We start from the raw sequence: 9,455 nt of genomic DNA, 5'->3' as shown, positions 1-9,455 counted from the left end.
GGAAAGTGCAGATTTTCCATGTGTATTTGGGGAGGTCTTGGGTTGCCGTTGGCAACCCAAGACCTCCCCTCATTATAATGATTATCATTCTTACTAGTTGTATATTTTATTTCTTGGAAGTCCCTTATCAACGTCTTGGTATTGGAGCCGCTCTAGTCGAGTTCGCTCTTAATTGGATGAAAGCTGCTGGTATGTCCGTTGCTATGGTCGAGACTGGAGGCGATCCTGGTCATGCACCAGCACGTTGTACTTATGAAAAGCTGGGTTTCGGGTTACTACCAATTGCCAGGTATTTTAAAAAGCTGTAAAAGGCTTTTAAATACTATATTTGTCAAAACATGCTTTGTTTCTCACTAATGCTTGGTTTTTATTCCTAAGCATGGCTTTTAAGTCAAAATTCTGTTTTAGAGAATCACTTACAGCATAATAGTATTTCTTCTTTGTTGTACTAAGGTCTAATTTCCAACTCCAACACACTTAACAATTTCTCCTCCAAAGCTGTCAAATAAGCACGGTTCAGCCTCCCCAACGACTCCAAAAACTTTTGCACAGACTCCTCCAGCCCACTCGAATACACCCGACCCAGGCGATCGCAAATCACCTGCATCTGCTCACACTCGGCAGGCAAGTAGTTGTACGATTTCAGGTGCTGCAACCCAACCGTATACTCACCATCCCAGGTTCTGACGGTGCAGCTAAATTCACCCACATGGTTTACGATGCCCCAGCACCCACCCTTGCCTCTGAGTTCTGGATTGTCCTTTGCAAGTATTTGGCATACTTCGCCTAACTGGTAAGTATTGGGTACTTGGGTGCGTTCCATTATTTGCTGCACTACGTTTTTAACGATTCTAGCTGGTGGCACTTTACCCCCTGCCTGCTCCACCGCTTTTACCCACACTTCCTGCTGTTTTTGGGGTTCAAGCTTTGTCATCGGTCTGACTTGACGTTCGTTAGTCGGCAGAATTTGTGATCCATTGGTTGTCAAATTCTCATCTGCCACATTTTGACAACCAATGGTTGTCAAATTTTCGTAAACACCAGCTGCGGCAATCAAATAATTTGATTGTTGCCGACTATGCCCAAAGCGATCGCGGCAGTATTCCTCAAATGTTTTATGCGTGGAGCGATAAAGCCGTCTGTCCCTCAATTCCGTCAGGGCTTCCCCCGCCTCAAAAAACGCCCGTTCCACCTTCCGCTCCAGGTGAAGGCGATCGCGCTGTTCTTCCTCTGTCAACTCTGGAACTTCGACAGCAGTAACGTTAATTGTTGCTAAGGCTGGGTTTTCTTTAAGGTCTTGGTCATCGGGTAGTGTGCTGTCACTAGATACAGCAGAGATGGCTTTTTTGCGATTAGAAGGTGGTTTAGCCATTATTCCACCCCTTTAGTTCAACAATATTTTTTCAGAGTCAATGACAACGTAGACTTTGGAAGTAGTTGATAACTGCTCCGTCATAGCCCACCGCAGGCATGGCTTTTTTGGAAAAGCTGAAAGTAGGGCAAGAGGATTAAGAGTCTGAGGGTTAATTGCCATTAGAACTTTCTGTTAAATTAACCCCAGGAATATGCTGAATCCACTCACCTAAGCACTCTTTTAAATCCAACCCTACAGCATTGGCTGCCCTGATCAGGGTGTCTAAAGGTACACCCTTTGTATCCTCATTCTCAATTCTATTAAAATTTGCCCCGCTCATTCCGGCGTAATCACCAGCTACGGTTAAACTCATCCCCGCAGCTTCTCTTGCCTTTTTCAAAGCAGTTCCGATACCAGTAAACTCCACTTCAATAATAATTTTCATTAAATCCATAGTCATACGCCTCCAAAGAATTATCTCTAATTTAAACCATTACGCATTACTTGACAAGCATTACGTAATACGTAATAATATAGATATAAAGAAAGCGCCCTGACTGCGAATCTAAAGCGCTTTCTGTTCTTTTAGGAACTTTATTAATCATGACATACCATATTTACGGCCAGCAACAGCTGCAACTGAAATCCATTGCCCGACTCAAGCAAATCTACAGCGAGATCGGCTGCACAGTCGAAGTAAACGACAAACGCTGTAAGGATTCTTGGATCACTGCGATCGCTAAATATCAGGCAAGCAAGGTTCAGAAACTCGCCCCTGCTGCCCCCGACAACCAAGCCCTCGCTCAAGCCGAACTCGACAACTACATCGCTGACCAAGCCCAAGCCATAGCCCCCGAACCCCTCAGAATAGTCGAAATCTCCTTTTCTGATTACGAATATTACGCTGATGACAAACTGGTAGCCAGCATCAGCCATGACGACAACCATTTAACGCAACGCTGGGTAGTCATGGTTAACGACGAAGAAGTATTTCGTGCCAACACTCTAATGCGTTGCGATCGCTTCATCTGCACCCACTACAAAGACGGTTCATTACCTGTGCAGGAAAAACAAGCAGAGGTGCAGGGGAGCAGGGGTGCAGAGGGGAAAAACCTACAACAACTTTCTCCTCTGCCCCTCTGCGCCTCTGCCCCCATGCCTTCTTCTTCTACTGAAAACCAAATAATGGCGCATATCTTCAACGAGTGCCAGAATTATGGGTTTGAAATTCTCGATGATGGCATTTACAACAACAAGGGCGTGAAACTGGGGCAAGTCGGATGCACTGACGGGAACTGGTGGGTGAAGAGGCGTTATTCAGTCCAGCAGCAGTATTCTAACTCGGTGCTTGATGCTGTGCGCTCATTGTCGATGGTGGATACATCGCTGGCTGAACCAGCTCACAAATACTTGCAATCCCGACCCTTAGAGCAACTGACTAGTGAGGAATTACAGCAGTTGCTCTCTGCTGAAGTAGCTAACTGTGAGCAATTGCAAGACCTGTCCTTTGAACAGTTAACCGCTCAAAACTGGCAACGGTTACGGGACCCTGTAACAGCGTGAAGAGGACAGGGGAGCAGAGGAGAGAGATTGTACAGATTCTTTCCCCTCTGCTCCTCTGCTCCTTTGCTCCTCTATGCAAGTACAGAACACCGGATGCGGCTTTTTGTTGGAGATTCCCGAAGATTTTTACTTTATTAATCCCAGAGGAACAATGATGAAACTTTACGCTAAGACGGTTCCACAAACTTTACCTGCTTGGGCAACTACAGTCAGACAAAGCGGAGATTTATTTGAGATTGAAATTAACGATGAACACCCTGATTTCCAATCTCTTCTTGAGGAATTAGAAACCGAGATTGAGCCAGGAACATCCGGTGTGAAAACGGAGGATTTATGTTCCAGACTCAGCATTAAAATGTCTAACCCTAATCTCTGTAAATTACTTGAACAAGGCCTAACTCTTATATCTGAAATTGCTCCACTTCCAGACTACAAACAACTGTTGGACGAGGGATATCAACCTGACTTAAACACTGCTGATGCTCAAACTGCGCTCACCTATCTGCAATGGGAGTTAGACCGGAATCAACAGCGCTCTGTTTAGTAAAGAAGCGATTGCTTGAATATCAGCTTTTCTTCAAGCAATCGTAAAGCACTGAAAGTTTACGCTACAAACCACTAATTATTGCACAGGTCAATAAAATATGGTTACTGAAATCAAACTAGGTTTATGCAACCCTCCCGAACCCATCTATTTATATGTCAATCAGGGGGAAGTAGACGGGGAATCTTTCGTTTGGTACAAGTTCAATATCAGCCAGGATAAGAAAATCCCTGTTACCCAAAGAGCATTAACTGGGTATCTGTCAGAACTGCGATTGACAACTAAAGAATTCAAAGGCAAGGACAACCTTAAACTCGATATTGTCGTGAGTGCCGATGAACTTTATGTAGTGAGAACTGGCATTGAAACCAATTTCGCCAAAAGCTTCCTTTTAGCTGCGTCATTAATCCAAGATTTCTCAAAACCACTGATTATTGTCGCTAATGCTGGCGACGAGAACACAGTTTTTTGTAATCTTTACGATGCTGCAACCAAAACCAAGATTTACAGGGAATGGAGTAGAGATTTGAATTGGGCAACTATCATTCGTGACATCCAATCTTTATTGGGTACAACTTCAAACTCGATTCCCGAACCCTCACTGACTCCACCAAAACTTAGTGTAGTTCCTCAATCAGTACACCCACAGGATTTGCGAGTAAAAAATATTCGCACCTTGCTTGATTATCCGCTTGATTTGGTCAAAGAGTGGTTGCAATTCCAGGATGTTGACCGCCCAAGTCTACTTGATATTAGCCAGATTAATGAACTAATCAAAACCATGTGTTTGGCTTGGGCAGCAGACAAGTGCGAGTATCCCAATCATGCTGAATCTTCGTATCAAAAGCAGGTTGTTGATGCCGTTGTTAGCGGTGCTGATGAGTTAACAGCAATCAACGGATGGATGCAGCAGTTACAAACTGCAAAAGCTGGAGCAGTGTAAATCAAAATCAGGATTCAGAAGAAGTTTTATTTCTGAATCCTGAATTAATCAGATGGGAGTAAAAACCATGAAAGTCATTGTCACAGTAATCGAAAAAATCATCAGTGAAGCTCACATCGATATCCCTGATGGGCTGAATCAATCCGCAATTAAGCAGCACATCTAGACCGCTACAACACTGGGGAAATGCAGACTGAGATTAACATTTTTCAAGTAGATTTTCAATCTATCAGCGCTCGAATTGTACAAAAAAAGTCTGATGCTAAATCTGCATAAATATGGGAGGTAATCAAATGCATACAAAATGGACTGATGAAGAACTTGCAATTATTGAAGCTAAAGCTGAACTTTATACCCCTAAACAGATAGCCTCAATCTTAAAAAAACATGGCTATTTCCGCACGACCATTGCTATTGCTACTAAACTTTGGGCTTTGGGTTATTCTACAAGCCCCTTTCTCGATAACTATAGCAGTGCTGAAATCGCCCGTGTTCTGTGTGTGCATTCCACCACCGTTTCTGGTTGGGTGCGTCGTGGTTGGTTGAAAACTAGCCGCCGTTCTTCTAAGCGTTATCAAGTTCGGAGATGGCATTTAAAACAGTTTTTTGATAATCCACCCCAATCAATTAAAAAACGCATTGCTGCTCTTGATGTTGAAGCCATTAATTACTTATTGGGGAGAAAAGCATGATTGACCACATTAACGCGCTGAAAACAAGTTGGTATCTCTCACCTCCTTGGGGTCAAACAATTCCACCTGTTGCAGTTAATTTGCTGGAGAGGGTATACCTCAGAACCACGAGAACATTTGGCTATTGCTGTGGGATGCAATGGAAACACGAATGTTGGATTTATTCGATTGATTGCCGCAATGAAATACTCCACGCTACACAGAACCAAATTATTGCCACTGGAGAGTTAGAAGCCCTCAACGTGCAAAAACCTGCTTTCGTTTTGGGTGAAAGAGTGATCCTCTGCTCGCACGATAAGGGAACAAAGCAACGGCTAATTCTGGGGATTGCGCTGGTGCATAATTCTTGGTTTTACCTTGTTGAATTGATGTCACCAACGTTAATTAAGACACCAACTATATCTAATCGTTTTTCATTAGTTGGTGAAAAAAGTTTGGTGCGGGTAAATGTTTAAAGTCTTGAAATTTACTTAGGAGTCGAGCAAGATGAGTTTACCTTTAAATCAAAGTGTTTTAGCCGAGTCTCCATCATTGAGAACTTCTGCACTTTCTAACCTAGATAATTCACGCGCAGAAGTTGTTCTGAGCAAAGCAAAGGCAATAGTGTTCGCTGTATGGAACGGTAGCGGCTGGGCAACTACTGCACAAATAGCGGAATATTTTTCAGTTACAGAGTCCGCAGTCAAAGAACTAACAAGAATAAATCAATCTGAATTCCAAAGGCTTGAAACCAAAACCCTTACTGGAAAAGAGCTAAGGGATGCTCGACAGACACTCTGTCTACCATCTAGAACCTCCCAAGTTAGAGTTTTTTCGGCTTTGGGTGCGTTAAGGTTTTCGCTCATCCAGACCCGACTGCTGCATTAAAACAGGCGGGGGCTTTTATTACTAAGAAGCCACAGGTGTTGGTCAAAAAATGAAAGCGATCGCACTCATTAGTCTAGGGCGAACGCTTGGTTGCAATTGCATCTGTGATCAGTGCTGGGTTCATCCTATCAGTTTTCGCTTCATCACTCGAAATCTCAAGCAGGTTTTTAGATTTTCATCCATCAAAAATAAGGACAAACTCTCATGCAACAACTTACACTTTTCTCTGAATCTACCCCAGTTTTACCAGTCACTTACTACCCCGATTTCTTAAGCTCTGAACAAGCAAACGAACTCTACCAACACTGTCTACAACTGGAGTGGCAGCAAAATCAAATCAGAATGTTGGGTAAAACAATGCCCGTCCCCCGCCTAGAGTGCATTTACGGTGATGCCGGATGTGATTACCTTTACTCCAACAGCGTGTTCTTAAAACCTCTGACTTGGACAGATGCTCTGGCTAACTTGCGGGACAGAATCACTGCGTTGACTGGCTATAAGTTTCGCATCGTCATCGGAAATCAATACCGCAGTGCCCAGGACAGCATCGGTTGGCACGCAGACAACGAGCCATCGATGGGATTTAACCCTGCGATTGCATCAGTCAGCTTGGGGTCATGTCGCAAATTCCAAATCAAACCCATCGGCGGCAAACCAACAGATTTCTGGCTGGAACACGGGAGCTTGCTTGTGATGCACCCCGGTTGTCAGTCCACACATCTGCATCAGGTTCCGAAAACAAACAAAGTGGTCAGCACTCGGATTAATCTCACATTCCGACCACATACAGCCAGAAGCAGATAATTCTGATTTTTTCAATCTGAGCAGATAAACAACAGCACTTCAAAAAAGCTGTCAACCCTGACCCTATATCAGATTCAGTGGCTGACAGCATCAAAAATTACCAAAGCATTATCTAAATTTACGTGGCTCCTCGAACCAAAATGATGCTGTTCATTTGAGCCACACAATTGATACACATCAGAATCCAAACAGTGAATTAGCTCCCAACCACTGGCATGAATGGGTAGTCAATTCTGCCGTTGACCCCAAACTCACTGCCCTAAATGTCCGCTCTTTAAGTGGTTCGGAAGTATACGAATACCTTTTATACGCTCTGCCCCAAACTGCCAGACGCAACGATGGGCGATTACGGGACGGGTATTTGAAAAGATATGCCCATGTAGAGTCGGGCGCATGGTGGGTTAGTGGACTCGACCCCCTCAATAATTGGCTACCGATGGACTGGGGACGGATGAAACCCGATTACCCCAGACTCGAATGGGATAAGCAAACACACGAGCAAACTCAAAAGCCCGTTAAATACGAGTCACCCCCCAAAACTCCCAACCGTGTCACCTACCTGAGAGTCCCCCTGCACATCTGGCGGTTGATAGCTCTGCGGTATGACGTGCCGATGCCAGAACATATTACTGTTACAGAAGTTGGTGAAGCACTGGGTTTTTGGGCTTGGGTCATGGCACACCCCGAAATCCCTGTATGCCTTACGGAGGGTGAGAAGAAAGCTGCTTGTCTCCTAACTTTGGGATATGTAGCTATCGCACTCCCTGGAATCTGGAATGGTCGAGTCGGCAAGGAAGACCTGGAATACCTGCACCCTGATTTAGTCCCAATGGCGCAAAAGGGTCGCAAATTCGTTATCCTCTTCGACTACGAAAGCAAGCCCAAAACCAAACAGCAGGTTTTTGCTGCTACTCGCCGTACCTGTCAAGTCATTCTCCAACTTGCTCTCGAGTGTGAAGTGGCGCTACTCCCTGGCCCCGAAAAAGGAATTGATGATTGGGTTGTAGCTTTGGGGAAAAAAGCAGATAAAGCAGTGTCCACGATGATTGCTGATGCATTGAGAATCAGCGAATTAAGCCAAAGATTTTTCGTGAATCGCGCCAGGGGACTTCACAAATTCAAACCCAATATTGTCGTTAATACTCGCTATCTTTCCACAGTCATCCGCTCCCTACCTCAATCTGGGTTAGTGGGTTTAGCTTCTGACATGGGTACTGGCAAGACCGAAATCTTGACAATGATTAGAAGAGATAACCCAAACTTGAGCTTTTTGAACAATGGGCATCGGGTTACTTTGCTGAAAAATCTCAGCGATCGCTTGCAAACAGCAATGTACTCTGCGATTTCTTGCGGCGACTGGGCTAAAGCCAAAGCACTGAGTATCACTGTAGACTCATTGTATAAGATGGCGAATGATTTACAGGCTTACGATATCTTATTTATAGACGAAGCCTGTCAGTATCTCGCCCATCTGCTCAAATCGAAAACCTGCAAGGAACACCGGGGGGCTATTCTGGAAGTGCTGGAATATCTGGTTTACAATGCCAAGTTGGTAGTGTTGGCAGATGCTCACCTGGATGATTTGACCATTGAGTTTTTTATGCGAATGCGACCGGCTGGTGAAAAACCTTACATCATCAAGAATGAATACCGCTCTGGGGGACGTCAGGTTTATTGGTACGAAGGAAAAAACAGCAGTGCAATAGTTGCAGAGTTCCACGCTCAGTTGATGCTGGGTAAAAAGTTGATGATGGTCAGCGACAGCAAGCGGTTTATCAAAAAGCTAGAAAGAGCGCTCAATGATGGTTCAGCAATTGATGATGCTGATGATACACCCGAATTAGCCGAAGACCGCAAGTTACGAGTGTGGGCTATTCATTCGGAAAACAGTGGCAGTGAGGAGAACGTCATCTTTATCCGCGAGATTAACATTGCCATTAAGGATATTGACGCTTTTTTAATTACTCCCAGTCTCGCTACAGGGGTTGACATTTCCAGCTATCATTTTGATGCCGTGTTTGGTGTATTTCATGCTGTTTCTCAGTCGGCTACAGAATGCGCCCAGCAATTATGGCGGTATCGTCCTGATGTTCCCATGTACGTTTGGGTGGCTCCGCGTCCTCCCTTTGGTTATGCCGAAACTAATGCCCGACGCATCAAGGAAAAGATTCTCCAGAAGAACGAGATGACTGCGTTTTTGATTCGCATTAACCGAGAAACGGGCAAACGTGGGGCTGAGAAGGATTGGGCATTGGATGCCTCTTGCCAAATTGAAGCACAGCGCAATTGGTCGATCAATAATCTTCGGGCTGATTTGCGATCGCTACTTCTTGAAATGGGGAATACAATTATTCCTTTAGGCGACGCTGGTGATGAAGGGACTTCGCGCTGGATGAAGGCTGCGGGTATTGCCATCGATGAGGAGCATTACCGTAAAGTTGCCAATGCCAAAGATATTGATAGAAGGACTTACACCAGTAGGCAGCATCAGGATTATCTCAAACCGGAGGAGGTTTTGGAATGTGAGAAGTTCCGCATACAGGACACTTATGGCATGAGCGTATAGCGGTTATCAGTCCAGTCCAGTACACTTAGGAGAGAGCAATTCTACTGATAACTGGTCGCTATGAAAGCCTACTCTCTCGACTTGCGTCAGAAAGTTGTTGATGCTTATGCCTGTGGTGACAT

General features: G+C 44.6%; 11 protein-coding genes. 9 read left to right on the top strand and 2 right to left on the bottom strand.

The features are described 5' to 3' along the window. Positions 1-308, top strand: a 308-nt coding sequence (locus LC608_RS35375) for an N-acetyltransferase (RefSeq protein ID WP_229557969.1), incomplete at its 5' end; no start/stop codon positions are given. A gap of 140 nt (positions 309-448) precedes the next feature. Here the strand turns inward: LC608_RS35375 and LC608_RS35370 are convergent. After that, complete coding sequence (locus LC608_RS35370; protein WP_229557968.1) at positions 449-1,372, bottom strand: hypothetical protein; 924 nt, start codon at positions 1,370-1,372, stop codon at positions 449-451. A gap of 151 nt (positions 1,373-1,523) precedes the next feature. Further along, positions 1,524-1,808 (bottom strand): helix-turn-helix domain-containing protein, encoded by a 285-nt coding sequence (locus LC608_RS35365; RefSeq protein WP_229557967.1) that lies wholly within the window; start codon positions 1,806-1,808, stop codon positions 1,524-1,526. A 149-nt stretch (positions 1,809-1,957) separates the two neighbouring features. Between LC608_RS35365 and LC608_RS35360 the strand changes: the two genes are divergently transcribed. The 8 genes from LC608_RS35360 (at position 1,958) to LC608_RS35325 (ending at position 9,333) form a co-directional block, all read left to right on the top strand. Then, on the top strand, positions 1,958-2,917 hold the full coding sequence (locus LC608_RS35360; protein WP_229557966.1) for a hypothetical protein: 960 nt from the start codon (positions 1,958-1,960) through the stop codon (positions 2,915-2,917). A 73-nt stretch (positions 2,918-2,990) separates the two neighbouring features. Continuing rightward, on the top strand, positions 2,991-3,461 hold the full coding sequence (locus tag LC608_RS35355) for a hypothetical protein (RefSeq protein ID WP_229557965.1): 471 nt from the start codon (positions 2,991-2,993) through the stop codon (positions 3,459-3,461). Positions 3,462-3,561: 100 nt separating this feature from the next. Further along, a complete protein-coding gene (locus LC608_RS35350; protein WP_229557964.1) occupies positions 3,562-4,404 on the top strand; it encodes a hypothetical protein in 843 nt (280 codons plus the stop codon). 293 nt (positions 4,405-4,697) lie between these two features. Further along, complete coding sequence (locus LC608_RS35345) at positions 4,698-5,096, top strand: hypothetical protein (protein ID WP_229557963.1); 399 nt, start codon at positions 4,698-4,700, stop codon at positions 5,094-5,096. After that, entirely contained in the window at positions 5,093-5,551 is a 459-nt protein-coding gene (locus LC608_RS35340; RefSeq protein WP_229557962.1) for a DUF1392 domain-containing protein, read from the top strand. Before LC608_RS35345 ends, LC608_RS35340 begins: the two co-directional genes overlap by 4 nt. 31 nt (positions 5,552-5,582) lie before the next feature. Then, the gene (locus LC608_RS35335; protein WP_229557961.1) at positions 5,583-5,963 is read left to right on the top strand and encodes a hypothetical protein; all 381 of its coding nucleotides are present in this window, start codon (positions 5,583-5,585) and stop codon (positions 5,961-5,963) included. Between the two features lie 204 nt (positions 5,964-6,167). Continuing rightward, positions 6,168-6,767: an alpha-ketoglutarate-dependent dioxygenase AlkB gene (locus LC608_RS35330; RefSeq protein WP_229557960.1), complete on the top strand. Its 600-nt coding sequence runs from the start codon at positions 6,168-6,170 to the stop codon at positions 6,765-6,767. Positions 6,768-6,921: 154 nt separating this feature from the next. Next, a complete protein-coding gene (locus LC608_RS35325) occupies positions 6,922-9,333 on the top strand; it encodes a plasmid replication protein, CyRepA1 family (protein ID WP_229557959.1) in 2,412 nt (803 codons plus the stop codon). Positions 9,334-9,455 lie beyond the last annotated feature (122 nt).

The organism is Nostoc sp. XA010, assembly GCF_020829625.1.
Lineage (GTDB): Bacteria > Cyanobacteriota > Cyanobacteriia > Cyanobacteriales > Nostocaceae > Nostoc.
The sequence above is the reverse complement of the archived record's forward strand: the minus strand, read 5'-3'. Positions and strand labels throughout refer to the sequence as shown.

What these genes read in the sequence shown, in the direction of transcription:
- LC608_RS35365 (WP_229557967.1), bottom strand. Translation starts at nt 1,808, where the DNA reads ATGGATTTAATGAAAATTATTATTGAAGTGGAGTTTACTGGTATCGGA.
- LC608_RS35335 (WP_229557961.1), top strand. Translation starts at nt 5,583, where the DNA reads ATGAGTTTACCTTTAAATCAAAGTGTTTTAGCCGAGTCTCCATCATTG.
- LC608_RS35340 (WP_229557962.1), top strand. Translation starts at nt 5,093, where the DNA reads ATGATTGACCACATTAACGCGCTGAAAACAAGTTGGTATCTCTCACCT.
- LC608_RS35360 (WP_229557966.1), top strand. Translation starts at nt 1,958, where the DNA reads ATGACATACCATATTTACGGCCAGCAACAGCTGCAACTGAAATCCATT.
- LC608_RS35350 (WP_229557964.1), top strand. Translation starts at nt 3,562, where the DNA reads ATGGTTACTGAAATCAAACTAGGTTTATGCAACCCTCCCGAACCCATC.
- LC608_RS35370 (WP_229557968.1), bottom strand. Translation starts at nt 1,372, where the DNA reads ATGGCTAAACCACCTTCTAATCGCAAAAAAGCCATCTCTGCTGTATCT.
- LC608_RS35330 (WP_229557960.1), top strand. Translation starts at nt 6,168, where the DNA reads ATGCAACAACTTACACTTTTCTCTGAATCTACCCCAGTTTTACCAGTC.
- LC608_RS35345 (WP_229557963.1), top strand. Translation starts at nt 4,698, where the DNA reads ATGCATACAAAATGGACTGATGAAGAACTTGCAATTATTGAAGCTAAA.
- LC608_RS35355 (WP_229557965.1), top strand. Translation starts at nt 2,991, where the DNA reads ATGCAAGTACAGAACACCGGATGCGGCTTTTTGTTGGAGATTCCCGAA.